The organism is Paenibacillus sp. 01L418, from assembly GCF_056400045.1.
Genome location: NZ_JBFTSN010000062.1, coordinates 1 through 25,415, shown reverse-complemented (window position 1 = coordinate 25,415; position 25,415 = coordinate 1). Strand labels below are relative to the sequence as shown.

At 47.8% G+C, this 25,415-nt stretch carries 22 protein-coding genes and 1 pseudogene; 8 read left to right on the top strand and 15 right to left on the bottom strand.

Features of this window, described 5'->3' with window-relative positions:
* A pseudogene (locus AC1DSE_RS11185) lies at positions 1 to 582 on the bottom strand (sugar ABC transporter permease); the annotation flags it as partial.
* 342 nt (positions 583 to 924) lie between these two features.
* On the opposite strand from AC1DSE_RS11185, the gene AC1DSE_RS11180 reads away from it, so the two are divergent.
* Both AC1DSE_RS11180 and AC1DSE_RS11175 read left to right on the top strand, forming a co-directional pair.
* Positions 925 to 3,717: an alpha-mannosidase gene (locus AC1DSE_RS11180; protein WP_477527686.1), complete on the top strand. Its 2,793-nt coding sequence runs from the start codon at positions 925 to 927 to the stop codon at positions 3,715 to 3,717.
* A 16-nt stretch (positions 3,718 to 3,733) separates the two neighbouring features.
* Positions 3,734 to 5,014, top strand: a complete 1,281-nt coding sequence (locus AC1DSE_RS11175) for a glycoside hydrolase family 125 protein (protein WP_477511255.1) — start codon at positions 3,734 to 3,736, stop codon at positions 5,012 to 5,014.
* 122 nt (positions 5,015 to 5,136) lie between these two features.
* Here the strand turns inward: AC1DSE_RS11175 and AC1DSE_RS11170 are convergent, their stop codons facing one another.
* From AC1DSE_RS11170 to AC1DSE_RS11160, 3 genes are all read right to left on the bottom strand, one after another.
* The gene (locus tag AC1DSE_RS11170) at positions 5,137 to 6,453 is read right to left on the bottom strand and encodes an ABC transporter substrate-binding protein (RefSeq protein WP_477511256.1); all 1,317 of its coding nucleotides are present in this window, start codon (positions 6,451 to 6,453) and stop codon (positions 5,137 to 5,139) included.
* A gap of 149 nt (positions 6,454 to 6,602) precedes the next feature.
* Positions 6,603 to 7,436: a carbohydrate ABC transporter permease gene (locus AC1DSE_RS11165; RefSeq protein ID WP_076266327.1), complete on the bottom strand. Its 834-nt coding sequence runs from the start codon at positions 7,434 to 7,436 to the stop codon at positions 6,603 to 6,605.
* Positions 7,436 to 8,323, bottom strand: coding sequence for a carbohydrate ABC transporter permease (locus tag AC1DSE_RS11160; RefSeq protein WP_477527685.1), 888 nt, complete (start codon positions 8,321 to 8,323; stop codon positions 7,436 to 7,438). Before AC1DSE_RS11160 ends, AC1DSE_RS11165 begins: the two co-directional genes overlap by 1 nt.
* 187 nt (positions 8,324 to 8,510) lie before the next feature.
* Between AC1DSE_RS11160 and AC1DSE_RS11155 the strand changes: the two genes are divergently transcribed.
* Both AC1DSE_RS11155 and AC1DSE_RS11150 read left to right on the top strand, forming a co-directional pair.
* Positions 8,511 to 10,367: a cache domain-containing sensor histidine kinase gene (locus AC1DSE_RS11155; RefSeq protein ID WP_477527684.1), complete on the top strand. Its 1,857-nt coding sequence runs from the start codon at positions 8,511 to 8,513 to the stop codon at positions 10,365 to 10,367.
* Positions 10,364 to 11,986: a response regulator transcription factor gene (locus AC1DSE_RS11150; RefSeq protein ID WP_477511258.1), complete on the top strand. Its 1,623-nt coding sequence runs from the start codon at positions 10,364 to 10,366 to the stop codon at positions 11,984 to 11,986. The genes AC1DSE_RS11155 and AC1DSE_RS11150 overlap by 4 nt, the downstream gene beginning before the upstream one ends.
* 132 nt (positions 11,987 to 12,118) lie before the next feature.
* On the opposite strand, the gene AC1DSE_RS11145 is transcribed toward AC1DSE_RS11150, so the two are convergent.
* Both AC1DSE_RS11145 and AC1DSE_RS11140 read right to left on the bottom strand, forming a co-directional pair.
* Positions 12,119 to 12,349: a cold-shock protein gene (locus AC1DSE_RS11145; protein WP_053373644.1), complete on the bottom strand. Its 231-nt coding sequence runs from the start codon at positions 12,347 to 12,349 to the stop codon at positions 12,119 to 12,121.
* Between the two features lie 165 nt (positions 12,350 to 12,514).
* Positions 12,515 to 13,177, bottom strand: coding sequence for a hypothetical protein (locus tag AC1DSE_RS11140; protein ID WP_477511259.1), 663 nt, complete (start codon positions 13,175 to 13,177; stop codon positions 12,515 to 12,517).
* 236 nt (positions 13,178 to 13,413) lie between these two features.
* On the opposite strand from AC1DSE_RS11140, the gene AC1DSE_RS11135 reads away from it, so the two are divergent.
* On the top strand, positions 13,414 to 13,545 hold the full coding sequence (locus AC1DSE_RS11135; protein WP_076266332.1) for a DUF4023 domain-containing protein: 132 nt from the start codon (positions 13,414 to 13,416) through the stop codon (positions 13,543 to 13,545).
* A 203-nt stretch (positions 13,546 to 13,748) separates the two neighbouring features.
* Here the strand turns inward: AC1DSE_RS11135 and AC1DSE_RS11130 are convergent, their stop codons facing one another.
* The 5 genes from AC1DSE_RS11130 to ggt form a co-directional block, all read right to left on the bottom strand.
* The gene (locus AC1DSE_RS11130) at positions 13,749 to 14,075 is read right to left on the bottom strand and encodes a hypothetical protein (RefSeq protein WP_441874633.1); all 327 of its coding nucleotides are present in this window, start codon (positions 14,073 to 14,075) and stop codon (positions 13,749 to 13,751) included.
* An 85-nt stretch (positions 14,076 to 14,160) separates the two neighbouring features.
* Positions 14,161 to 14,859, bottom strand: coding sequence for a pirin family protein (locus AC1DSE_RS11125; RefSeq protein ID WP_441874632.1), 699 nt, complete (start codon positions 14,857 to 14,859; stop codon positions 14,161 to 14,163).
* Positions 14,860 to 14,927: 68 nt separating this feature from the next.
* On the bottom strand, positions 14,928 to 15,788 hold the full coding sequence (locus AC1DSE_RS11120; protein ID WP_441874631.1) for a fumarylacetoacetate hydrolase family protein: 861 nt from the start codon (positions 15,786 to 15,788) through the stop codon (positions 14,928 to 14,930).
* Positions 15,789 to 15,807: 19 nt separating this feature from the next.
* Entirely contained in the window at positions 15,808 to 16,998 is a 1,191-nt protein-coding gene (locus tag AC1DSE_RS11115) for an amidase (RefSeq protein WP_441874836.1), read from the bottom strand.
* Between the two features lie 19 nt (positions 16,999 to 17,017).
* The gene (gene ggt / locus AC1DSE_RS11110) at positions 17,018 to 18,598 is read right to left on the bottom strand and encodes a gamma-glutamyltransferase (protein WP_441874630.1); all 1,581 of its coding nucleotides are present in this window, start codon (positions 18,596 to 18,598) and stop codon (positions 17,018 to 17,020) included.
* A gap of 287 nt (positions 18,599 to 18,885) precedes the next feature.
* Between ggt and AC1DSE_RS11105 the strand changes: the two genes are divergently transcribed.
* The 3 genes from AC1DSE_RS11105 to AC1DSE_RS11095 are packed head-to-tail and all read left to right on the top strand — an operon-like array spanning position 18,886 to position 20,506.
* Positions 18,886 to 19,335, top strand: coding sequence for an Lrp/AsnC family transcriptional regulator (locus AC1DSE_RS11105; protein WP_339209783.1), 450 nt, complete (start codon positions 18,886 to 18,888; stop codon positions 19,333 to 19,335).
* Positions 19,336 to 19,974 (top strand): chromate transporter, encoded by a 639-nt coding sequence (locus tag AC1DSE_RS11100; RefSeq protein WP_441874629.1) that lies wholly within the window; start codon positions 19,336 to 19,338, stop codon positions 19,972 to 19,974.
* The gene (locus tag AC1DSE_RS11095) at positions 19,961 to 20,506 is read left to right on the top strand and encodes a chromate transporter (protein WP_441874628.1); all 546 of its coding nucleotides are present in this window, start codon (positions 19,961 to 19,963) and stop codon (positions 20,504 to 20,506) included. Before AC1DSE_RS11100 ends, AC1DSE_RS11095 begins: the two co-directional genes overlap by 14 nt.
* 323 nt (positions 20,507 to 20,829) lie before the next feature.
* On the opposite strand, the gene AC1DSE_RS11090 is transcribed toward AC1DSE_RS11095, so the two are convergent.
* The 4 genes from AC1DSE_RS11090 to AC1DSE_RS11075 form a co-directional block, all read right to left on the bottom strand.
* A complete protein-coding gene (locus AC1DSE_RS11090) occupies positions 20,830 to 22,554 on the bottom strand; it encodes an ABC transporter ATP-binding protein (RefSeq protein WP_441874627.1) in 1,725 nt (574 codons plus the stop codon).
* Entirely contained in the window at positions 22,551 to 23,420 is an 870-nt protein-coding gene (locus tag AC1DSE_RS11085; protein WP_441874626.1) for an ABC transporter ATP-binding protein, read from the bottom strand. Before AC1DSE_RS11085 ends, AC1DSE_RS11090 begins: the two co-directional genes overlap by 4 nt.
* Before the next feature lie 9 nt (positions 23,421 to 23,429).
* Positions 23,430 to 24,443: a FecCD family ABC transporter permease gene (locus tag AC1DSE_RS11080; protein WP_477511261.1), complete on the bottom strand. Its 1,014-nt coding sequence runs from the start codon at positions 24,441 to 24,443 to the stop codon at positions 23,430 to 23,432.
* Positions 24,440 to 25,415 (bottom strand): FecCD family ABC transporter permease (locus AC1DSE_RS11075; RefSeq protein WP_477527683.1); only part of this gene is annotated, 976 nt, incomplete at its 5' end. The genes AC1DSE_RS11080 and AC1DSE_RS11075, both read right to left, overlap by 4 nt.

Sequence of the window (25,415 nt, the reverse complement as noted above, 5' to 3'; positions counted from 1 at the left end):
CCCCCACCCCGCGCTTTGCCACACGCCTGATAAGACGTACACCGTCTTAAACCATTTAGGATCCGTAAGATAAGCAGCCGGCTCCAAGCCAACCAGCTCGATTAGCCTCACAAGCATTCCCGATGATGGCGACAAGAAAGTGATAATCATCCCGGCCATAACAACGACAGAAATAAAATGCGGTGCATAAGTAACCGTTTGCACAGTTTTCTTAAAGTAGCCGTTCTTAATTTCGTTAAATGCTAACGCTAGAATAATGGGCAGCGGAAAACCGATGGCCAGTTCATATAAGCTAATGCTGAACGTATTCCACAATAAGTCCCAAAAATAATAGGAGTTAAAAAATCTCTCAAAATGCTCGAAGCCTACCCACGGACTTCCCATAATGCCTTTTGTCGGAATGAAGTTCTTGAAAGCAATCTGGATACCGTACATCGGACCATAATGGAAGATAAGAAAGTACAGCATGACAGGAGTCATAAATAAGTAGAGCTCCCAGTTTTGCAGCATCTTTTTTGCGAGCGACTTGTTTCCGCTTGTCTTCTTGTTTAATGGAACAKCTTGCAATTCGTTTCCTTCCATCTCTCTCGAATCCTCCTCTCTCTATGTTGTTATTCGCAGCTTCACTCTACCGGCAACCGGCATTGTAATTGACTAGCGCTTACATTCCAAATTGTAGTCATTTTCACCATCAACGGTAAATATGTATGATCTGCATTGTCATTCGAAAACGCCGTAACCATAGGGTTTTACAGGCTTTTCACAATGACAGTTGTCCTATTTTCACTCATCAGAATGCTCTTAATGTGTTAGATATGCTGTCCAAAAATGGGGTGCAAGTGATACATATTGTGCTTTGCGGATAAATGTGTGAACCTTTCTTACGAATGCCTGTTTCTAAACAGCCGTTATTAATTATCCCTTATGAACACGCATACAATTCCAATCCAATTCAGGAGGCTTTTGACCGTGACAAACAAAACCGCCCATCTTATTTCGCACACGCACTGGGACCGCGAATGGTACATGCCTTACGAATACCACCATACGCTGCTCGCAGAGCTAATGAACGATTTGCTTCGCATCTTGGAAGAGGATGACAGCTTCCGCAGCTTTCATCTGGACGGACAGACGATCATTATTGAAGACTATCTACAGATTCATCCTGAGAAAAGAGAAGTGCTCGAGAAATACATTCGAGAAGGCCGAATTATTATCGGTCCATGGTATGTGCTGCAGGATGAATTTCTGACAAGCTCCGAGGCGAATGTCCGCAACTTGTTGATTGGGCATCAAGACGCTGCTTATTATGGCGTTATTTCAAAGCTTGGATATTTCCCCGATTCCTTCGGAAATATGGGGCAGGCTCCACAAATGCTGAAGCAAGCAGATATTGATACCGCTGTGTTTGGACGGGGCGTTAAGCCGACCGGCTTCGATAATATGGTTGGTGAAACGACCGGCTCCAACTATGAATCTCCTTATTCAGAAATGCACTGGACCTCTCCTGACGGTTCATCCGTGCTCGGACTGCTATTCGCGAGCTGGTACAACAACGGGATGGAAGTGCCGACAGATCCAGAAGAAGCAAAAGCCTATTGGACCAAAAGACTTGGCGATGCCAGCAAATACGCTTCTACGCCAGAGCTTCTATTCATGAACGGCTGTGATCATCAGCCTGTTCAAACCAACTTATCCGAGGGTATTCGCACGGCAAGCGAGCTTTTCCCGGACGTTACCTTTGTTCATTCCAGCTTTGAGCAATATATCGAGGCATTGAAGGGACAGCTGCCTTCTCATTTGACGACGGTCGAGGGCGAGCTGCGCAGCCAGCATACAGACGGGTGGAGCACGCTCGTCAACACGGCTTCCGCTCGGGTTTATTTGAAGCAGCTCAATCAGCGGGGGCAAACCTTGCTGGAGAAAGGCGCTGAGCCTCTAGCTGCACTTGCACATCTAGTCGGCGGCCAAAGCTATCCGCATCAGCTATTGACCTATGCTTGGAAGACGCTTATGCAAAATCATCCTCATGACAGTATTTGCGGCTGCAGCGTAGACGAAGTGCATCAGGAAATGGTGACGCGATTCGATAAGAGCCGCCATACGGCCGAATCCATTGTAGCGGAGAGCCTGAGTGCAATTGCGGGACAGATCGATACGAGCGGAGTTAAAGCATGGGGAGAATCCAGCGTGCCGGTTACTATTTTCAACATGACGGGTTGGGAGCGCAGCGGTACAGTAAGCGCGGAACTCATCGTTGCCAAAGCTTATTTCAAGGAAGGGCCTAACCCTGCTGCCATTGCTGAACGGCTTGAGAAGCTTCCGCTTCATTTGGAGAATGGGGCTCTGCTGGATGACGAGGGTTATGCGATTGCTGCCAAAGTGGAGGATTTAGGCGTTCATTTTGGTTATGAGCTGCCGAAGGATAAATTCCGCCAGCCTTATATGGCTCGCAAAATAAAGTTAACGTTTGAAGCAAGCCGGGTTCCGGCACTTGGCTTCAAAACTTATGCTTGGCATGATTCCGCTGCAGCCCCGGCTTTAGTGGCTAACACATCACTAATCGCCAGCCCAAGCGGCATGGAAAATCAATATATTGCTGTAAGCTTTGAAGCAGACGGCTCTTATAATTTAACGGATAAAGTAACCGGGAAAACATTCCAAGGACTTGGCATTTACGAGGATTGCGGCGACATTGGCAATGAATATGTATTCCGGCAGCCTGAGGGAGAACAGCCTCTTACGACCAAGGGTATTCCGGCAACTATAACCCTTGTTGAGAATGAAGCTTATCGGGTCACGTACGAGATTGTTCATGAATGGGCAATTCCAGCCAGAGCTGATGATACATTCACCACTGAAAAACGAAAAATGGTCCGTTTCCGCGATCGGCAAGCCCAACGAGTCGAGCATAGGGTGCCGATGCGCATCGTCACTCGCGTTAGTCTAGAGCAATCCGGCAGAGGGCTGCAGCTGGAGGCATCCTTCAATAATCAAGCCAAGGATCATCGCCTTCGCGTATTGTTCCCTACTGGGCTGAAGTCGAACAAGCATTTGGCTGACTCGATCTTCGAGGTCGCTTCCCGTGATACGACGCCAGCGGAGGAGTGGATAAATCCAAGCAATGCCCAGCATCAACATGCATTTGTTAGTGTGTCCGACGGCGAACACGGCTTAAGCGTCGCTAATAAAGGCCTTAACGAATACGAAGTGCTTCGCGATGGATCGAATACCATAGCGGTTACGCTTCTCCGTTCTGTTTCTGAGCTGGGAGATTGGGGAGTATTCCCGACACCAGAGGCGCAGTGCCTTGGCGAGCATACCGTAGAGTTCTCCCTATTCCCGCACGCCGGCGATGCTATTTCTTCGGAGGCATTTGTGGAAGCTTACCAATTCCAAGCGCCTTGGTTCCACCTGCAAACCGGAAATCAACAAGGCTCGCTCCCGGCAACCTATGAGCCGCTGAAGTGGGAAGGCAAAGGGTTCGCTTTGTCCGCCTTTAAAGTTTCGCAGCAAAGCGGCGATGTCATTATTCGTTGGTACAACCTTGCGGGCGAGCCGCAGGAGCTGGCGTTTGAAGCTAATTTTGGCGTAGATCATATTTATCAAAGCGATATTTTGGAACGCCGCCAAGAGGCCGCGAGCATTCAGAACAGCTCTGTACGCCAAACCAYTGGAAAAGCAAAAATTATAACCTACTCATTACAATTGAACTAATCAGGAGGCAAACCTTATGAAATTACCAGATTCCATTATTAACGTATTGGCTGAGGCGGACCAGCGCCTTGCGCATCGTCCCAAGCTGCAAAAGCTGTTCAAAAATTGTTTTCCAAATACGCTGGAGACAACGATCAAGCTGATGGACGATGGCACAACCTTTGTCATTACAGGAGATATTCCGGCGATGTGGCTGCGGGATTCTACGGAGCAGGCTCGTCATTACATCCCTTATGCCAAGGAGGATGCTGAACTTCAGCGTATTATTAGCGGCGTAATTCGCCGTCAAATGTTCTACATTAATATAGATCCCTATACGAACGCATTTAATGAGACGGCAAGCGGCAAACATTATAATGCTGGCGATCAATCCGATATGACAGCTTGGATGTGGGAGCGCAAATATGAGCTGGATTCCTTGTGCTTCCCTACTCAGCTCGCCTATATGTACTGGCAGGAAACGGGCAAAAGCGATATTTTCGACGATGCCTGCTATCAAGCCTTAAACTCGATTGTCCATGTAATCAAAACAGAGCAGCGGCATGAAGAGAAATCCCCTTACCGCTTCGTGCGTCCAGGCTTTAAAGAAACCGAAACGCTGCAAAATGACGGGTTAGGACTGCCGGTCAACTACACAGGCATGTCTTGGTCGGGCTTCCGTCCAAGCGATGATGCGTGCCTGTTCGGCTACAACATTCCTTCCAACATGTTTGCCGTCGTTATTTTGGGCTATATTCGGGATATTGCGGATCAAGTGTATGGCGACAAAGAATTGGCCGCAAGAGCAGAGAAGCTGCGGCAGGAGATCGACTTCGGCATCAGAGCGTACGGCATCGTCAATCATCCGGTATTCGGCAAAATTTATGCTTATGAAACGGATGGGTATGGAAACTACTGTCTTATGGATGATGCGGGTACACCTGGACTGCTGTCTATTCCTTATTTCGGCTATGCGCCTGTGGACGATCCCATTTATCAGAACACACGCAGGTTTGCGCTGAGCCATGAAAATCCGTTTTACTATGAAGGCAAATTTGCCAAAGGCATTGGCAGCCCTCATACGCCTGCCGGGCATGTATGGCATATGGCTTTGTCGATGCAAGCGTTGACTGCTGATAATAATGAAGAAATAAAAGAGCTTATCGATATGCTCGTGAATACAGATGCAGATACGGGCTTTATGCACGAGGGCTTCCATCCGGACGATCCGTCCGTATTCTCGCGAGAATGGTTCGCTTGGTCCAACAGCCTGTTCGCCATGTTGATTTGCGAGGCGATGGATAGAGACATCGTATAATCTCGTGTACGGGTAAGCTCTCTCACGAATAAGAGGCAGCCCCTTAGGTCAATAACCTAAGGAGCTGCCTCTTCTATTATAGAAGATACGGGAGCATCATAATCTTCTGCTTGCTCAAAATATTATTTTTTCACGATATCCTGTACCGCTTTGTCGAATTTCTCAAGCAATTGATCGCTAGTAATTTGCTTACCGAGATATTCTTGCATTGCTGCACCCCATTGCTGTGTAATGCCGTCAGGGAAACGATCCCAGTTCCAGCTTTTCACTTGCTCAGGATTAGCATTCGCGAAGGTTGCGAAGTCGCCGCCGATTTTGCCTACCGCTTCTGGGTTCGGCTCGATGGAGGACAATGCCGGTACAAATTTGAAATCGGTTGAAATGAATTTTTTGCCTGTTTCCGAAGTAACCATCCAGTTCAAGAAGGCTTTCGCTTCTTCCACTTGGTCGGATTTGCTGTTGACGATCCAGTTGTTCGGTACGCCGGTAAATACGTTAGGCTTGCCTTGAAGAGGGACAGCCATCATGCCAAGGTTAAGCGTTGGATCAATTTCATCAATCATGCCTTGAATCCAATTGCCGTGCTGAATCATGGCATATTTGCCTGCTGCGAACTCCGCTACCTGCGTATTGTAATCCGTTGTCAGCGCATTGTCTTGACCATTCGCGAACATAATGTCCACTAGGCGAATCCACTGCTTCATGATCGGATCATCTTTCAGCTTCACTTTGCCCGCTTTTACATCTTCGATAAATGCCGCAGGATCAGCTTGGTTAGCAAATGCGATATTTAGCGTATGAATGCCCATCGACCACCACTCCGAAGTAAGCGCGAATGGAATGATGCCAGCATCCTTCAGCTTTTTAGCTGCTGCTTCTAGATCCTCGAGCGTTTGCGGCAGGTCGGTGATGCCTGCTTTTGCAAATAGATCCTTATTATAGGTGAAGCCATAAGCTTCAAGGTTCATCGGCATGCCAAGCAGCTTGCCGTCACGCGTAATTTGCGCTTTCGATGCTTCAACCAAATCCTTTGCCCAAGCCTCGCCAGTCAAGTCCGTCGCACGGTTCACGTAAGGATCGAAGCCTGCCCAGCCGCTTGAGTTGAAAATTTCCGGCTCCTCGCCGGCAGCCAGCTCTGCTTTCAGCAATGCGCTGTAGTCTTCCCCGCCGCCGTGTGTCTCGATTTCCACTTTTACGCCGGCTTCCTTCTCGTATTCAGCAGCCATTTTGGCAAGTGCATCAGCTATCTCTACCTTGAATTGAAACACTTTAATGGTAACGTCCTTCTTCGGCGCTGCCGTCGCTTCTGTTCCACCGTTTTTTTCAGTTTCTTTTGGTGCATTTGTTGCTTTCCCGCTGTTGCCGTTGTTGCTTCCACAGCCGCTTGCCAGAACGATGAGCATAATAGCAGCTAGCATAAGTAAGGAAACTTTTTTCATCTTATGACCTCCCGCAAATTTTATATATCATTTCGTTTTTGTATCGCTTACATCGTCATTATAATTGTGCAACAACGTGGCACAACACCGAATATATTGTACTTCTAGGTGTAAAATGTTGATAACTTCCATAATAAAACTTTTTATCGTTAACCTTTAACTGAACCGGCTGTAATTCCTTCAATAATGTGCTTTTGCAAAAATAAAAAAAACAAAATAATCGGAATCGTACTAAGCGTGAGTGCAGCCATTGCGAGATCCCACTTGCGCAAATATTGGCCAAAAAACTTTTGCACGGCGAGCGGAATCGTAGTCAGCTTATCATTTATAACGAGCACTGGCAGCAAATAATCATTCCAAATCCACAGCACGTTCAAAATAATGACCGTTACCGTGATCGGCTTCAGCAGCGGAAACACGATACGCCAGAACACGCCATAAGGTGAGCAGCCATCCACAACCGCCGCTTCCTCTACCTCTAGCGGAACAGATTTAATGAACCCATGATACAGAAACATCGACAAGGAAATGCCGAAGCCCATATAGCATATAACGATACCATACAAATGTCCGCGCAATTCGAACATCGACGTAATGCGCATCAGCGGCAGCATAACCGATTGGAACGGAATGATCATGGCAGCAATAAGCACCGTCAGCAATATTTTATTAAAGGTCGTCGGACGCCTAACTAAGCGATAAGCCATCATGGAGCTGACGATGACAAGCATAAGGACGCTAATCGAGGTCACCATAAACGAATTCAGAAACACCGTCGGAAAATCGATAGCAACCCATGCGCGCTTGAAGTTGTCCAGCCCCAGCTTCTCCGGCAGCGAAGCGGCGTTGAGCAAAATAAATTTGAGCTCCTTGAACGAGTTGATGATCAAAAAGTAGAACGGTGCCAAGAAAATGAGCGCAGCCGCGATACCTATAATTTCGAGCAATAAAATGAGAGGTGTATAGCGCTGTTTGTTTTCCATTACGCCTCCACCTCCTTCTTCTTCGTGAACCATACCTGCGTGACCGTAATTAAAGCTACGCCGAAGAAGAAAATCATCGCTTTCGCTGTTCCAAGTCCATAACGGTTGTTAACTAGCCCTTCGCGKTAAACGTTTAGCGCGATCGACTCCGTTGCATTGCCAGGACCGCCAGCGGTCAGCGACAGGTTCAAATCGAACATTTTGAACGAGTTTGATGTCGTAAGGAACAAGCAGATCGTAATGGCTGGCATAATAAGCGGCACGGTGACTGAACGCAGCATTTGCCAAGCTCCTGCCCCGTCGATTTTGGCGGCCTCGATTAAATCCTTCGGCACACTGATCATAGCTGCGATATAAATAATCATCATATACCCTGCCGTCTGCCATACGAATACGATAACGATGCCCCAGAAGGCAGTATTTGGAGTACCTAGCCACTGAAGGTTAAAGAATCCGAAGCCCGTCGCTTCGCCGATGGCCCGAAAGCCCCTTACGAATATAAAATACCAAATGTAGCCGAGCAGCAGTCCCCCGATTACGTTAGGCAGAAAAAATACGGTTCGCAAAATGTTGCGGCTCTTCAGGTTTCGCGTAAGCAGCAGAGATAACAGAAATGCCAGCAGATTGGTGACGATAACCGCGGCAGCCGTAAACTTAGTCGTAAACCAGAATGCATTCCAAAAACGCTCATCGTCCGAGAAAATCTTAACTATATTTTTCATTCCTACCCATTTGGCGTTGCCGAGGTCCATCCCGTTCCATTCCGTAAAGGTGTAGTAAAAACCCATCACGAATGGCGCAAGCACAATCAATATAAAGGCAATGAGTCCCGGTCCAACAAATACCGTTTGCTGTACCCATTCGTTCCACTTGATTTTTTTGGACATCATTCTCGTCCCCTTTCTCTTCCCTATGTGTCAATGTATCTGTTGATATTCACAGTATAAAACCGAGTCCCCCATCAAACCACAGAGGATGATGATAAGGTAGGTGGACTATATTGACCATCCGCAGCAGGATCGGTTACTGTGTTTATGCAAGAGTGACTTAGACAGAAAGCGGGCGATTGTGATCATGAATACGATTAAGCCATTTAACACGATTCGCAAAAAGCTCATGCTTTTGCTGCTCGCAGCTACGATTTTGCCGATTGCAACCTCGATGATTATCTCTTATAATGCGACAACCAAATCGATTACAGAGGATGCGATTGCTCGCAACAATCGACTGCTGTCGCTCGGGAAAACCAACATTATGAACTACATGAACAACATCAATCAGAAGTCGCTCGCTGTCTACAACGCAATGAACGTTCCGCGCTCTTTGTACTATATTTTGGAGCACAGCATGGAGGATGAGGTATTCCCGAACGATATTACCGACGTCATTCGCAATCGCAACCTGCTGAAGGATCATTTGTACAACATGTATCAAAGCGTCAGTGAATTTCATAAAGTAAGGCTTTATGCGGTCAACCAAAACGCAACGTATCTACTATGGAATGACGACATTAAGGTTGGGCGAAATAATGTTCCCATTCCACAAACCTTTAAGAAAGCATATATAGAGCCTACACATATGAGCCATAATTACGGACTCGTTGACCTCAAATCTTCGGCAAGCGAGGAAATGGTATTTACGCTCCATCGTCCGATCTTCCTCGCCCCAAGTGATGAGCTGCTTGCTGAATTATCTATCGATGTAAGATTGAATGTATTAGAGGATTTAAATCGCCAGCTCTATGACGGCGGTGAGGAAAGCTTCTATATCGCGGATTCCAATGGTCAAATCGTGCTTTCTTCAGATAAAAACGAAATCGGTACGCCTGCTAAACAGAGCTGGCTGGGGACGATTTTGGGCTCTGGGCAAGACAGCGGCCATTTTGACTGGAAAGAGGAAACGTTCAAAGGCATGATTTTTTATGATCGGATTAAGACGCCTTACATGGACTGGTATTTAATCAAACAGACGCCCTACAAGCATCTCTTCAGCGCTGCTGATCGGATTGCCCGCATTAATACAGCAGTCGGAATCGCTTTTCTAGCCATTGTCGTGTTAGCCACTTTGTTCATTTCAATTCGGTTTACGAAGCCGCTGATTCGCTTAATCGGTTACGTGAACAAGATTGAGACGGGCAATTTGAATGTATCGATCGACATACACAGCAATGATGAAATCGGCCTGCTCGCAAGGCGGTTCCGCTCGATGATGCAGACCATCAACAATCTCATTTTGACCGAATRTCGGCTTGAGATTGCCAATAAAACCAATGAGCTGAAAGCGCTGCAAGCTCAGGTGAATCCACACTTCCTCTATAATGCGCTGCAATCGATCGGTACCGTTTCACTGCAGCACGGCGACACCAAAGCGTATTCACTCATTACGTCTCTTGGGAAAATGATGCGCTATCAAATGAACGCCATGGATTCGGTCGTGGAGCTGCGCCGGGAGCTCGACTATGTTCAGGCCTATCTCGATCTGCAGAAACAGCGTTTTGATACAGCTCTCCATGTGCAGCTGCTAATTGACGAGCAGACAAGGCAAATACTCGTTCCAAAAATGATTTTGCAGCCGCTGCTCGAAAACTTTTTTAAGCATGGGTTTGTGCAATCATCGGAGGAGCCTTCGGAGCTTCTGATTACCAGCGGTTTGGATAAACAAGGGGAATGGCTTTCGATTACTGTTCAAGATAATGGCTGCGGCGTGTCCGAGGATCGGCTGCAAGAGGTGCGGCTTCAACTGGAGAAAATGCCTCCAATCGGAACCGGGCAGCCGAATGATCAAGAAGAAGGCGGCATTGGCCTGCCTAACGTGCTTTCGCGTCTGCGCCTGCATTTTAACAAAACAGCTGCTATGGAGCTGCGTCACGTGAAGCCGCATGGCTTTTCCGTTACGATTCATATTCCGCTGGCAAAGGAGAATGAACGATGAAGGCATTAATCATTGACGATGAGAAGCATGTGAGGGAAGCGATACGGCTGCTCGTCCCTTGGGATGATTACGGCATCGATACACTGCTTGAGGCACAAGACGGTATCGCCGCTACTGCATTAATTCGCACGGAACGGCCAGAAATTATTTTTACCGATATGATGATGCCCAATATGAATGGCACGGAGCTGCTGCAATGGGCGGCCGAACATGCGCCTGCCAGCAAAATCATCGTCATTAGCGGCCATGACGACTTTAGCCTCGTTCGCCATGCGGTCAAATACGGCGGAATCGATTATATTTTGAAGCCCATTGATGCGGAGCAGCTCGTTAGTGCATTAGCGAAAGCAGTGAGCTGCTATACCTTGGAGGAGCAGGAGCGATGCCGCAAAACGAGGATGAATATCGAGCTTAATCAGCTTAAGCCGATGTACTTGGAGCAATATTTTTCAGCAATGATCAACGAACCTGGCTCCTACTCTAATTTTGCTGAAACACTCAGACTGGAGTTAGGGATTACGAAGCCTATACCTCGTGCACGTGTTGCACTGGTCAAGCTTGAGCTTGCTTCAACGTTCATCAGAGAGAAATTTGCCTCAGGACTCGATTTGCTGCTGTTCTCTTTGACGAATATTTGCAATGAATTTCTAAAGGAAAAAGAAATCGGCTTCGCGCTTCGCCACCGCGGACAGGAGCAGGAGCTATTGCTGCTGTTTTGGGGAGATGGCGAGCTGGCGCCTGCGTTAATCAAGGAAATGAACGATGCGATATTTGTGATATTGAAGACGCGGTTTCATTTTGGACTCGGGCATGCTACAGCCTTTCCTTCATCAGCAGCCACCGCTTATCAACAAGCGAAGCATGCGCTTTTGCGCCGGAATTTGCTCGTTAACGATTCGTATTGCCATACTTTTGAGGCAGCTGTCCATCAGCACAAAAACACGCTTCTGCTCTTTAGCGAGCATGAAGAAAAAATAAAATTTGCTGTGCAGAGCGGCAACAAAGAACAAATCCGCCGCGCTTTAAAGCCTTGGTTCGATTCACTTGATCAAGCAGGATTCATCTCGCAAGAGCAGCTAATGAACTGGCGTCAGCAATTCGAATTCGCCAAATCTATATGGGAATACAAAAGCGACAAAAACAAAACTGGAAGCAAATCAGATTTAATTGAGGATCAGGCACTCTTATCCTTGGATGCCAATGGATTTTTTGATTACGAGCTGTGGAAACAGGGCGTTTTTATAGAAACGTGTGATGTTTCCTTGCGTTTGGCTGAACATGACAAGGAACGCAGTGTCATTGAGGACATCGCTGCCTATATTGAACAGCATCCTCACGAGGAGATCACGCTGCAGGATATATCCGAGCGCTTTTATTTAAGCAGAGAATACATTTCGCGCAAATTCAAGCAGGAGACGAATGGCAATTTATCCGATTTTATTGCGGAGGTAAGGATCAAGCGGGCAAAGGAGCTTTTGGCGAACGGGCAGTTAAAGATCGCTCAGGTTGCAGAGCTGGTAGGCTTTCAGGATGAGAAATATTTTAGCCGCGTCTTCAAGAAACGTACGAACTGCTCTCCGAACGACTATAGGAAACATCATTACAGCGGGGATAGTTAGCGGGAAACTGCTTTTGCTAAGGGATTAAAGTCGCTCCATAAACTGATTCAAAGGCAAAAAAAAGCTGAGCTTCGTTCAATTGGCGTTAACCAACCGAGCAAAACTCAGCTTCTCTTTGTCTAAGAAAGACACCTACATAATCGGTGTACCCTTCTTCAACGTCTTCATGTCACTATTGGAGTTATTGAGCGCGGGCAGCATCTTCTCGCCACTGACCATTGGTTCATGGCAGATTAAACAAGTAGGAACGTGATCAAACGCAAAGTTATCGCGCATCCAACTGTTGCACCCTTCCGTCTCGCATGTCCATACCTTCGTGTTTTCTTCCGGAATTTCTTCAAGCGGTTTTTTACGATTGTACATATGGTCAGCCCCCTTCGCGATAAAAAAGGAAAAACTGCCTCGAACTTAGAGTAAGGGGCAGTTATCATTTATAAACAGCAGTGTATTGTGAATATTTGCTTCAAACTTGCAATTGATTTTATTGTACCATATTTCGTCCAATAAAGGCAAATATCAGCCTATATTTTAGCGCCTTTTTTTTGGAGAGTGGCAGTAATGCGCAAACAGCTGCTCAATCGGTTTGAAATACAAATGCCCATCCTCCCAAGGTTGAAAATGAAGATCCATTCTAGAATCGCTCCAATTGGCAGGAGTCCCTGTCGTACTAAGCTTCCCCGGCAATATGGGCTCCTCGACGACGGCAGGAAATTCCTGATAACCAAACAGTAAATTCTCATGCATCGCAATGATTTCATACTTCGGCCCATGGAAAGCCCGCTCCTCTTGGAGCTGATAATGAAAATAAATATAGCTTGCTGCCATATCCGGCTTTAAATGCGCCACTCTTCCAACACGCCGTTCAACTGTTTCTTTGCGAAGCCAATGATCAAAGCTGGCTGGTTCGTTGAAATGGAAGACATCAATCATCGGAATCCATTTTCGCGCAGCTGACTGTCCGGGCCAATTCTCCAAAAAAGCAGCCATCTCTGGAAGCAGCTCTTCGGGCTCGAGCACTCGATGGATGCACTCACAGTAAATGAACACATTTCGCTCCCATTGGAAACAGCCAACCGTCATAATCTCCCCTTGCTCTATTAGCTGCTGTACAGCATCTGACTGTTTCGCCGCTTCGATGGCTTCCATCTCGAAGCCTTCTTTCATTTGCGCCCTCGCTATGACTCTAAACATGATTATTCTCGCTCCGCTCGTACGATCAATTGAAGTGCAAATTTAAATCTTCCCTATATAGTTAACGTAAATGACTTTATCAAAAGGGTAGTACATATCGGTATCATAAGGGAGCCCAATGCTACAATCAATCGATTTTCTCAAAATAAGTGACGCTAACGCCAGTTTTTTTGAATGTTGGATATTCTAATTAAGGAAGTTGGAAAGAATGCCAAAAAAACGAGGAGGAAATACAATTGGAAAGCACAAGTGAGTTTGTCCAAAAGGTACAGGCTACGCAGCGTAAAGCCGAACTCAACAAAAGAAGAAACGGCAACGGCAACCCTGCAGAGAGACTTGTAAATAAGCAGCACAGCACCAATAAATAAATGATTGGATAAGGCTTCGATAGGGTGCTGTCGCCGCAGGGTGGCAGCACCTTTCTTGCTTTGCAGAGAAGGTCATTTCTTTCAGCAGCTGGACAACTCCGACATGTATGGACACAAATAAAAACCAGCCCTACATGTGGAAGCATGTCTGACTGGCCTATGTGTACAGCAAATTGATAATTGCACATGATTGCCTTGTGCTTTTAAACCGAATACTCGTGAGGGTAGTAGGGGATATGAGAATCCGCTACAATCGTGAGACTGTTCTCATCAGTGTTATATTCAACTGGACCGTCTTTGACGTAATACCACGTCTTTAACGTGGGCTTATCATCAAACTCTTGGAAAACAAACACGTTCAGCTCCGCTTTATGTGCAAGCAGCTCTTCGATACTTTCGCTCCATGGCACAGAAACCGTGAATCGCCAGCCTTCCCCCTGTGGAACAAGCGTATAGGGCACTTCCAGCTTATTCGAATCAATAAACATCCGTCCACCCACCGCATGTTTAACAAGAAACGTTTGTTTCATTTTTATCCCTCCTTAAAGTTTGCGAATGCAAACTTACTTCGAAAGCGTATGCTTAAAGTTTGCGAATGCAAACTTACTTCGAAAGCTAAGGCAAATCGATCAGCATAAAAAAGGCTGGAGCCGCAGCGGTGAGTGTAAGCTCCTCAGCTGCCTCAATTTGTGCCTCATCACCGGTCATTAGCGTTTCGCCGTGAACCGACAGTTCACCTTCAATAATATATATAAATTGCTTGCGTCCCGGATCGACAACGTATTCGAGCTGTTTTCCTTGCTCCAGCTTGCTCAGATAAATCGTCATATTCTGATTTATCGAGGCAACCTGTTCCAAAACCTGATTTGAAACGACAGGAAGCAGTGCATTATGCAGCTTGTCTACATCGAATCGGCTCGCTTCATAAGAAGGTTTCGTTCCTCGTTCCTGCGGCATGAACCACAGTTGGAGCAAGCGCAGCTCTTGATCTTCTGATGCGTTAAATTCCGTGTGGATAACGCCCGTGCCAGCTGACATCCGTTGCACCTCGCCAAACGAGGACACGACAGAGTTGCCCATGTTATCCTCATGTCTAATGCGACCATTCAATGCGATAGATACGATTTCCATGTCGCTATGTGGATGCGCGCCAAAACCTTTTTCCGGAGCCAAATAATCGTCATTGCACACACGCATCACACTAAAGCCTGTTCGATTCGGATCATGATAAGCTCCGAATGAGAAGCTTGGGTGGCTGCGCAGCCAGCCTAGATCCGCCGAATGCCGCGATGCCGCGGGGAATACGTCGATCATCGTCTCTCCTCCAAACAAGTTTTTATTTACTTACTTATATATAGCAGTTTTTCATTCTCTGAGCAAGCTTAAAATTGAACAGCGTTCAGCAGCGGCTCGAAACCATCGATATGGCAGCCTACTATATCTCCGCCGCGAATAATGACAGCACCTGGTGTTCCAGTCATCATAATGTCGCCCGGCAGCAGCGTCATCACTCTGGAATGAAAAGCAACAGCTGCAAAGGGGCGAAACTTCATATTGAATACCTTATTGCGATGTGCGACCTCACCATTAATTGCGGTTTCCACATTCAGCTCTAACAAATCAGGAAACTCATCCTTCGTAATAAACTCCGGCCCGAAGCTGAAAAAGGTATCGAAGCTTTTGGCCCTCGATAAAAACCTCTGATGTCTAGCATGAATATCAGCTGCCGTAACATCAATTGTCGTCGTATACCCGGCAATGACGTCATACACTTCAGCTTCTGATATATTTTTGCAGGTTTTTCCGATAATAATGCCGAGTTCAGCTTCTGCTGTGATTTTCCCAACTCCCTCTGGAATTTGTATCGCATCAAGCGGGCCGATAATCGTCGTATCCGGCTTGATGAAGCTGACTGGCTCTTCATTTGGGTCCGCCAACGCTAATTCTGCCGCATCCTTTACGTAGTTCATGCCGATACCCCAAATTTTGCGAGGGTGACGGTATAGCGGAGCGTACTGTACCTCCTCATAAGGAATCGCCGGCAATCGCTTCAACTTTTCCTTCCCTGCTCCTTCGTACCATTTTGTTAAAAACTCCAGCTCGCCCAAACGAATAAGCTCGAACAGCTCTGTACTCCAGCTGGCATTCTCCGCCTCATTAATCGTTTCTATAAGAACAAGGCCCTTTGCACTTGGTATCGCAGCGAGCTCCTTGCCATTCCTTTTTACTGTTGATATTTTCATTGCCAGCAGCTCCTTTTCTTTAGCTTAATGGCTTTATTCGTATCGAGACGTGATCAGCGACCCATTTCAACAGCCTCATATCCTGACTTCTTCCCGCAATGAAGGAGAGGCCAATTGGACAACCCAGCTCGCCTGCAATCGGAACCGTAACCTGCGGCAGCCCTGCCAGCCCTGCTAAACAGCTCATTTCGAGCGTTTGAGCACGACGCTGCTCAACCTCCAAGCCCGATAATCCGAGCAGCGGCGCTATCGCAGGCACGGTCGGCACAACGAGCACCGTATCCTCTCCAAGCCATCCATCCATAAGCGCCCGCGCTTCATCCCGAATGGTGAAAGCTGTACCACTATCCTCTTCCCGCAGCGTGCTCGCCCAAGCAAATCGCTCCGCTATGCCCGGTCCGAAGGCAGGCTGCTCGCGCAATATCCAGTCCCGATGCTCACGCCAAATCTCTAATCCTTGAATGATACGAAAAGCATTCACCCATTCTCGCAGCCCGTTTGGCGCAATGATGGCTTGTTCATGCCTCCGGGCTAGATCATGCAGCATTGGAAAATATTGCGACAAAGCTGTAGATGTGTGCTCATCCGTCAATGCCCATACATCCTTCGCAAACACCATTCGCGTGAATGTCTCCTTACTGCTCCCTTGTTCATCAAGCAGTACACTGCCCACTTGAAGCAGTGTCTGCGCATCTCGGGCCATCCAGCCTACCGTATCGAAGCTAGGCGCCAGCGGTATAAGCCCATTCGTATCCACTGCACCATGCGTAGGCCGTATTCCATAAATTCCACAATAGGCGGATGGCACTCGAATGGAGCCTCCCGTATCCGTACCTATAGCGAAATCTGCTAATCCTGCCGACACCGCAACAGCTGATCCGCTGGAGGAGCCTCCGGGTATTCGGCCAAACGCTTTAGGATTCACCGGTGTTCCATAATGGGCATTTTCCCCGTTAATGCTGTACATCAATTCATCTGTAATGGTTGTTCCTTTTAATGTCGCTCCGTTTCTAAGCAGCCGATTTATGACCGAAGCGTGCTTATCCGCCTCGTCATGTGTTCGCAGCCAATCAGGATTGCCTGCACCAGAGATATGCCCAGCAATATCGAATACATCCTTTGCCGCATACGTTTTACCGCTTAAGACACCTTCAGCTAAAGGCTCTATCTCAAGCTGTTCCGTCGCATACGCATTCCAGCTTTGCTTCATCAAGATCCCCGCCTCCTCTTTACCATCCCATTGCTGCGCCATCGCAGCGCGGATCCGATCCGCCTTGCAGTAATCCTTGCTCATCTCGCATAATCGCATGAGCATGGCCCATAATGCCGTCGAAGTCCTTCACTTTCTTTACCGAGTGACCTGCCTGCGCCAGCGATGCTAGTACGTCTGCAGAAACACGTCCTTCTATTTTCAGCTCCTGCGTTGGCTCTCCCCACGTTCGGCCCCATACCCATCTAGGTTCATTTATCGCTTGCTGAGGATCCATGCCATAATCAATCATCCGGGTAAATATCGCCGTTTGCGTCTGAGGCTGGCCCTCGCCGCCTTGCGTGCCATACAGCACAGCAGGCTTGCCATCACGACATGCCATCGCTGGCATTAAGGTGTGGAATGTCCTTTTAGCTGGCTTCAGACTGTTTACATGATTCGGATCAAGCGAGAAAAACGAGCCGCGGTTTTGCAATAAAACACCCGTATTGCCCGCTACGACGCCCGATCCAAACTCGAAGTACAAGCTTTGAATGAAAGAGAGGGAATTCCCTTCCTCATCTACAACTGCTGCATAGGCGGTGTCGCTGCCCAGCATCTCTGATTTCTCGCATGAAGCATGATTTAACTCAATTGAAGCAGCTAGCGCTGCCGCATATTTTTTATCCAAGAGCCGCTCAAGCGGTATGCTCGTAAATGCAGGGTCTGATAAATATTTGTTCCGGTCATGGAAGCTTAGCTTTAGTGCCTCGACGCATAGATGATAATAATTATGGGAGCCATGTTCAATTTCACCGAGCTTAAACTGCTCTAGTATTTGAAGCGCCATAATAGCGGAGAAGCCTTGTGAATTGGGAGGCATCTGATGAAGCGTATATCCTCGGTAAGTGCCCTCAATCGGGAGCACCCAGTCGCCATGATGATCCGCAAAATCATCCTCGGCAAGCAGACCATTTTGTTTGCCCAAAAAACTCGTCATTTCCTTTGCAGTTTCGCCTTTATAAAACTCATCGCGCCCAAATTCAGCTAAACGGCGCAGCGTCTTCGCAAGCGCAGGCTGCTTAAATCGCTCGCCAACCTTAACCACCTGCCCGTTTGGCAAGTATATATCTGCTGTTTCGAGTGTTCTTGCAAGAACGATTTCATTATGAACCGTATTTTGATATTGATCATTCGACATAGGGAAGCCATTCGCGGCGTAATCAATAGCGGGTGCCAGCACCTGCGCCCAGTCCAGTCTGCCATACTCTCGGTGAACCGCATCCCAGCCATCTACCATGCCGGGCACCGTTACGATACTGCCAATGCCCCGATTCGGAATCGCCGCCAAGCCATCGTAAGCACTAATACTAGCTTTATAACCAGATCGGCCGCTGGCATTATAGCCGCGCACCTTTCCTTCACTATGATGATAGCCGAGCCAGAAGGAGTCTCCTCCAAGGCTTGTCATATGCGGATAAACGACGGCGAGACATGCGCTCACAGCGACAGCTGCATCGTAAGCATTCCCACCTTGCGCAAGCATACGAGCGCCAGCTGCAGTAGCTAAATAATGAGGGCTGACAACCATAGTTTTGGTTCCGATGACCGATTGATTCATATCTACCACCCCTAAAAATGGATATAACTCTAATCAAACTCGCAATTCATTATTAATATGTTAGATAATATAACATTGTGTATTCTTTTAAAATACCACCTCAGAGAATGATAGGCAATAAAAATGTAACTTCTTTTTATTAATTGTGTTGAAAACGAATGGTGATGTGTATATATTTATACATATGGTAATTAAAACTCGGTATTACAAGACACCTTGCAAAATAATGAAATAAAATTGGAGCTGATGAACAAGTGCAAGAAAAGCTTATTGATGAACCAAAAATCATGGAAATTGATGATATCGATCGTAAAATCATTGCTGAGCTCAATATTAATGGAAGAATATCTTACACAGACTTAGCGAAGGAGATTGGATTATCGCGAGTAGCTGTCCAATCTCGGATTAATGCGTTGATGGACGGCGGCGTCATCGAACGATTCACGGCCGTCATTAACCCTGAGCGAATCGGTATAAATGTATCGGCTTTTTTCAATGTAGAGGTAGAGCCTAAGCATCTGCACGCCGTTGCTGATCAGCTTTCGACAGAGCCGTTTGTCACAAGCCTCTACCATATGACTGGACCGAGTAAACTGCATATGCATGGTCTGTTTCGCAACAATCAGGAGATGGAGCATTTTCTCAAAGATAAGCTTTACACACTGCCCGGCATTATGAGCGTCGATTGTCAAGTGTTAATCAATCGTTACAAGAGTCGAATGGGAATGAGGCTGTAGATGATGGCTGGCAAAATAATGAATAACCGCTACATGCAGCTTTCATGGGCGATGATGAAGACAGGTATTCTTGGCTACGGGGGCGGCCCGTCCGTTATCCCGCTGATTCGATACGAGGCAGTTACGAACTATAAATGGATTGAAGATGAGGAATTTGGCGAAATTCTTGCGCTTGCTAATGCACTGCCAGGTCCGATCGCAACAAAGATTGCCGCCTATTTAGGGTATCGCGAAAAAGGTACTCTCGGTGCCATCGTGTCTGTTCTCGCCCATATCATCCCTTCTGCTGTTGCGATGATTCTGCTATTAACGACGGTTCAATTCCTCAGCAGCGCGGCCTTCATACAAGGTATGATCGGTGCGGTAACGCCTGTCATCGCTGTCATGCTTGGCATGATGGCCTATGAATTCGGAGAACGTGCCGTCAAAGGACTTGGCAAATACGTCGGTTTTGGCTTTTTTGCATTAGCATTTGGACTGCTGCAAGGCATTCATATTCATCCTGCTATCGTCATTCTTTTATTTCTTGGTTACGGTGCTTTTCATCTAAAAACAGTTGCAGCCCTTCAGCGCAAAAAAAAGCAGAAGCAACTCCGAAGCAGCCAGCAGAAGGAGGGCGTAACACGTGGAATGGATTAATTTAATTATCGGATTTTTTATTGCTAATGTGCTTGGCTACGGGGGCGGACCAGCCTCCATTCCGCTTATGTACAGGGAGATTGTAACGAATCATCAGTGGACGACACCAGTAGAATTCTCAAACATACTGGCGCTTGGCAATGCACTCCCAGGTCCGATTGCGACTAAAATTGCCGCCTTTGTCGGCTACGATGTCGGCGGCTGGATCGGCTTAATTGCCGCATTAGCTGCAACGATTGTTCCATCCGCTGTTGCGCTCATTCTACTTCTTAAGGTGCTGCAGAAGCATCGTCAATCGCCTGTAGTCAAAGGAATGACGCTGCTTGTACAGCCCGTAATTGCCATAATGATGCTGCTGCTTACATGGCAAATGGCTGAAAGCTCTATCGAATCGATCGGAATTGTGCAATCGCTCATTATTGCAGCAGTCGCTTTCTGGGCGATGCAGTTCCGCAAAATTCATCCTGCCATCGTCATCGTTATCGCATTCGCCTATGGCGGTCTTGTTATTCCTCATTTGAACGTACTATAAATAACTAATAGGGCGAATCCCAGTAGCAAATGTCTAGTGGGGTTCGCCCTATTTTTTCATGAATATAACGATTAATCAAAAAAGTTTATAACATGGGTGAGTGCTGCAGGAATAACAATCAGTTTATTTTTTTTATAGTTGATAGCAGAAGATAAATCTAAGAAGAGGAAAGAAAACCTGCGAAAAGCCTTATAAAATCAAGGTTTTTTGCGGGTTTTCATGTTTTTATCAAGCCCTGCTCCCTACCATTGACAAATGAACGGAGCGAACGCTCCAGGGAGGGAAAGGAATATGTCTATACAACTGTTAGCACCATAGTACATTCAAGAGGCTTGCGTCGCATACAATCGTGCATAAATCCCGCCACTTCGCAGCAGTTCCTTATGCGTACCCATCTCGGCAATCTCTGTACCCTCCAGCACGACGATCTGGTCGGCATGAAGGATCGTCGATAGCCGATGGGCAATTACCAGTGTTGTGCGATCCTTGGATATGTCGTCCAGCGCCTGCTGGATCTCTTGCTCGGTCTTGGTATCAAGCGCCGATGTCGCTTCATCCAGAATGAGGATCGGTGCATCGCGCAGAATCGCCCGTGCTATCGAGAGCCGTTGCTTCTGCCCTCCGGACAGACGCACACCGCGTTCACCAATTACCGTATCGTAGCCTTGCTCCATCTGTGCTATAAAATCATGCGCTTTAGCCGCTTTCGCTGCATCAATCACATCTTTCTGGGTCGCGTCCTTCCAGCCATAAGCGATATTGTCATACACCGAGCCATCAAACAAGAAGGTATCCTGCAGCACCATCGAGATATTGTCACGTAGGCTGGAGAGCGTCACATCACGAATATCGATGCCATCTACTCGAATCGAACCGGCCTTTGGATCGTAGAAACGGTTAACGAGACTGGCCAATGTCGACTTTCCTACGCCGGTTGTTCCTACAAGCGCCACGGTCTTTCCGGGTTCAATAGTGAGGTTCAGCCTCTCTAGTACAGGCGCACCATCTTGATAAGCGAATGAGACATTTTGAAAGGATATCTGTCCTTGTACACGAGGCAAACGAACTGCGTTTCGCTTCTCCTGTATGTCTTCCTCTTCTTCCAGCACATCATATACCCGTTTAAGACCAGCGGCGGCTCGCCCTCCCATTTCTACCAAGCCGGAAAAGGACTTTACCGGTTGATAAAACATACCCAGGTAGGCGATGAATCCGATGATATCAGCAATGCTTACCTCGCCTGTTGCCATCAGTCTGCCGCCCATTATCACAATAAACACGGTACCCAGCGCGGTCACAAATGCCAACAACGGTACAGAGGTTTCATAGAACAGACTAGCGCGCAAATAGGCCTTAGTATTTTTCATAGCCAGACGAGAAACGTTGCCCCGCTCCTCCTCCTGCCGATTGAAAATTTGGATTTCCTTCATGCCCGACAAGTTTTCCTGAACCTTGCCAGCAATTTCTCCCCGCGCCTTGGAATTCTCTCCCCACAGCGGCGACAAGCGCTTGCTTTGCCATATCGTGATCGCAAGCAGCAACGGAATCGTGATTAGACTGATCAGTGCCAGYTTCACATTGATCGTCAAGAGCAAGATGCCTACTCCGATAAAAGTCAGTACGTTGATGATAAATTCAGGAATAGCATGGGCAATGAAAATTTCCGCTTCCATCGCATCATTAACAACGCGCCCGGTCAAGTCACCCGTCCGGCTTCGATGGAAATAGCGCAAGCTCATCTGCTGATATTTGCTATACAATCTTGTTCTTAAATCCGCCACATAATGAAGTGCGGCATAATGGTTCATATAACCTGCCAGTGATGTTCCGATGGCTTGCAGACAGGTGGCTCCAAGCAGCAACAAACCAATCGTCAGCGCTTCTGAGGCAAACTGACTGCTACCTTCAGTCGCCAATTGTGTCAACGAGCGGAGCGCCCAGGGTAAATAAAACCCTGCCATTGTAGCCGTTAAGACACCGGCAAATCCAATGCCTAACTGTAACCAGTATTTCCGGGCGCCCAGTAGGACACGCCATGCGATTTTCATGTGGCAATTGCCTCCTTCTGTTCCTTAGCTCTTAGGAGTGCTTCATCTGCTCCTTGATCCGCTCCTTGTTCTCTACGTTTATCACGCAATAGCTCGTACGTCACATACACCGGTCGCCCCGTTCGTGGTTCCAGCATAATCTCGGCATCAATGGCAAACACCTCACGCAGTGTCCGTACCGTCATTACGCGCTCTGGCGAGCCATGCTCCACCACCTGGCCCTCACGAATCGCTACCATATAATCGGAGAAGCGCGCTGCCAGATTCAGGTCATGCAGCACCATCACAATCGTCACCTGCTGACTGCGATTCAGTTCATAGAGCAGCTCCAGCACTTCAAGCTGATGCGCCAAGTCCAGATAAGTGGTGGGTTCATCCAACAGGATCAGATCGGTCTGCTGGGCGAGCGCCATCGCAATCCATACGCGCTGACGCTGACCGCCAGAGAGCGTATCGACCTCACGATGCTCAAGCACTGTAAGTTGTGTAACCGATAGGGCCCAAGCGACTACTTGCTTATCCTCTTTGGAAAGCTTGCCAAAGCCCCGTTGATGAGGAAAGCGCCCATAGGCGACTAATTGACCGACTGTCAAACCGCTCGGTGCGGTCGGCGTCTGCGGCAGAATCGCCATCTGCTTGGCTACTTCCTTGGTGGACAGTGTGTGGATATCGGCACCATTCAAATAAACCGTGCCATGTTTCGTCTTGAGCAGCCGACCGACTGCCTTTAGTACGGTTGATTTGCCGCATCCATTGGGACCAATAATCGAGGTAATCTGTCCACGCGGAATCTGCAAATCCAGTTCTTTTACGATAAGTGTATCATTATAGGCAATATCGATTTGTTGCGCTGTAATACATTCCATGGCGTCCTCCTAATTGGCCTTCGCTAGTAAATAAAGAAAGTAAGGAACACTGATGACCGTAATAACGATTCCCGTCGGCACATCTCCCCCAAGACTAACCGTGCGCGTAATCGTGTCAGCCAGAACCACGACTAATCCCCCGGTCAGACTGGCAGCCGGAACGAGCAATTTGTGATCGGGCCCGACCAGTTTTCTTGCCATATGCGGTGCGATCAAGCCAACGAAGAAGAAGCTTCCACCCACGGCCACACTGCCAGAGGATAAAGCAACAGCAGCGATCGACAACCCCAAAAACTGCCGCTTCACGGCAAGGCCCAGCCCTTGTGCCGTCTGATTGCCCAGATAGAGGGTGTTCAGCATGCGAGCCTTATAGAAAATATAGCCGAGTAAAATCAAGACCCATGGTGCTAGTATGGAAATATAGCGCCAATCATCGCCCCACAAGCTTCCCGCCATCCAGTGCAGCATGAAGTTCATCTGCGAATCATCCAGCTTGAGCGTCAGGAAGGTGGTCAGCGCCCCATACCCGCTTCCGAGCGCGACACCGGTTAAAATCAAACCGATTGGCGAGATGTCTCGCCCACGGCGATACGATAATAAGAAGATCAATCCTGCCGCCAACAGTCCCCCAACAAAGGCCAGCAATGGCAGGGCAATAAAGGCGCTCTTTCCTGTCGATGCAATGAATACGACGAAGAATAGGACAAACAAACCCGATCCCGAACTAATTCCAAGTGTCCCCGGACTAGCCATGTCATTGCGCAGCAAACTCTGCATCACGACCCCAGACGCTCCCATCCCCAGACCTACCAAGATCGACAGTACAATTCGTGGCAGGCGAAAATCGAACACGATCAGATTTTGCTTGTCGGTACCGTTTCCCAGAAGAACGTTCAGCACTTCTAGCGGCGAAAGATTCATTTTGCCAGAATTCACGCTAAGGACAGCAAACATAAGGATGAGCACCAAGAGCACTACATTGACGATGATGCCCCGTTGCACCGTATAACGCTGCTTGATCATTCAAATTCCCTCCTTTGCCTGCGAGCCAGGAAGAGAAAGTACGGTACACCAATGATAGAAAATATAATGCCAATCGGTGTTTCGAAAGGCTTATTGATCAATCGGCCAACCAGATCGGCCGATACGGTCAGCAACGCACCATATAGCGCAGCAGCAGGAATAATATACCGATAGTCGACACCGACCATGTATCGTACAATATGCGGGGTAATCAGACCAACAAAACCAACAGGGCCAACCATGACAACTGCCAATCCAGTCAGCACGAGCACGATAATCGTCGATAGACCCTTGACCAATCCGCTGCGAATACCGAGTCCACTTGCCACATCATCCCCCAAACTGAGCAGTGTAACGGAAGGAGACAGCGCCAGCGCCAGCAGTACGCCACCAACAAATAGCGGTGAAATAATCAGCAATTCCCCCCACTTAGTCCCCGCTGTACTGCCTGCCGTCCAAAATGCTAATGCTCGACCAAGGTTATAATTAATCGCTAAATACTGACTGAGTGCACCAAACAGCATGGATATGGAGAGTCCTGCCAGAACCAACCGCTGAGGCGTCATTCCGCGCTTGCCCAGTGAAGCGAAAAAATAGGTCATCCCGGTCGCAAGCGCTGCACCCAGACAAGCAAACAGCATCATCAGCCCATACGAATAACCCGGCAGAAAGGCCAGGCAAAGTGCAATCGCGAATGCTGCCCCAGAGCTGATTCCCATCAGCCCAGAGTCGGCCAGCGGATTGCGCGTCGTCCCCTGCATAATAGCCCCGCATACCGCAAGGCTGCACCCGACAATCAGATCGGCTACGGTACGAGGAAGACGTAGGGTTTGAATAATTTGATGCTCAGTCAGAGTTGGATCAAATCGGAAAATAGCCTCCCATGCAGTCGCTAACCTCATGTCGGCGGCACCGAAGCTAATCGATGCCGCCGACATGAGAACCGTTAATCCAAGCMCTACCACCATGTAC

Bases quoted from the DNA above. Each gene is read 5' to 3' on its own strand.
- AC1DSE_RS11175 (WP_477511255.1), top strand. From the start codon at position 3,734: ATGAAATTACCAGATTCCATTATTAACGTATTGGCTGAGGCGGACCAG.
- AC1DSE_RS11170 (WP_477511256.1), bottom strand. From the start codon at position 6,453: ATGAAAAAAGTTTCCTTACTTATGCTAGCTGCTATTATGCTCATCGTT.
- AC1DSE_RS11165 (WP_076266327.1), bottom strand. From the start codon at position 7,436: ATGGAAAACAAACAGCGCTATACACCTCTCATTTTATTGCTCGAAATT.
- AC1DSE_RS11150 (WP_477511258.1), top strand. From the start codon at position 10,364: ATGAAGGCATTAATCATTGACGATGAGAAGCATGTGAGGGAAGCGATA.
- AC1DSE_RS11145 (WP_053373644.1), bottom strand. From the start codon at position 12,349: ATGTACAATCGTAAAAAACCGCTTGAAGAAATTCCGGAAGAAAACACG.
- AC1DSE_RS11140 (WP_477511259.1), bottom strand. From the start codon at position 13,177: ATGTTTAGAGTCATAGCGAGGGCGCAAATGAAAGAAGGCTTCGAGATG.
- AC1DSE_RS11130 (WP_441874633.1), bottom strand. From the start codon at position 14,075: ATGAAACAAACGTTTCTTGTTAAACATGCGGTGGGTGGACGGATGTTT.
- AC1DSE_RS11125 (WP_441874632.1), bottom strand. From the start codon at position 14,859: ATGATCGACGTATTCCCCGCGGCATCGCGGCATTCGGCGGATCTAGGC.
- AC1DSE_RS11120 (WP_441874631.1), bottom strand. From the start codon at position 15,788: ATGAAAATATCAACAGTAAAAAGGAATGGCAAGGAGCTCGCTGCGATA.
- AC1DSE_RS11115 (WP_441874836.1), bottom strand. From the start codon at position 16,998: ATGAAGCAAAGCTGGAATGCGTATGCGACGGAACAGCTTGAGATAGAG.
- ggt (WP_441874630.1), bottom strand. From the start codon at position 18,598: ATGAATCAATCGGTCATCGGAACCAAAACTATGGTTGTCAGCCCTCAT.
- AC1DSE_RS11105 (WP_339209783.1), top strand. From the start codon at position 18,886: ATGGAAATTGATGATATCGATCGTAAAATCATTGCTGAGCTCAATATT.
- AC1DSE_RS11100 (WP_441874629.1), top strand. From the start codon at position 19,336: ATGATGGCTGGCAAAATAATGAATAACCGCTACATGCAGCTTTCATGG.
- AC1DSE_RS11085 (WP_441874626.1), bottom strand. From the start codon at position 23,420: ATGGAATGTATTACAGCGCAACAAATCGATATTGCCTATAATGATACA.
- AC1DSE_RS11080 (WP_477511261.1), bottom strand. From the start codon at position 24,443: ATGATCAAGCAGCGTTATACGGTGCAACGGGGCATCATCGTCAATGTA.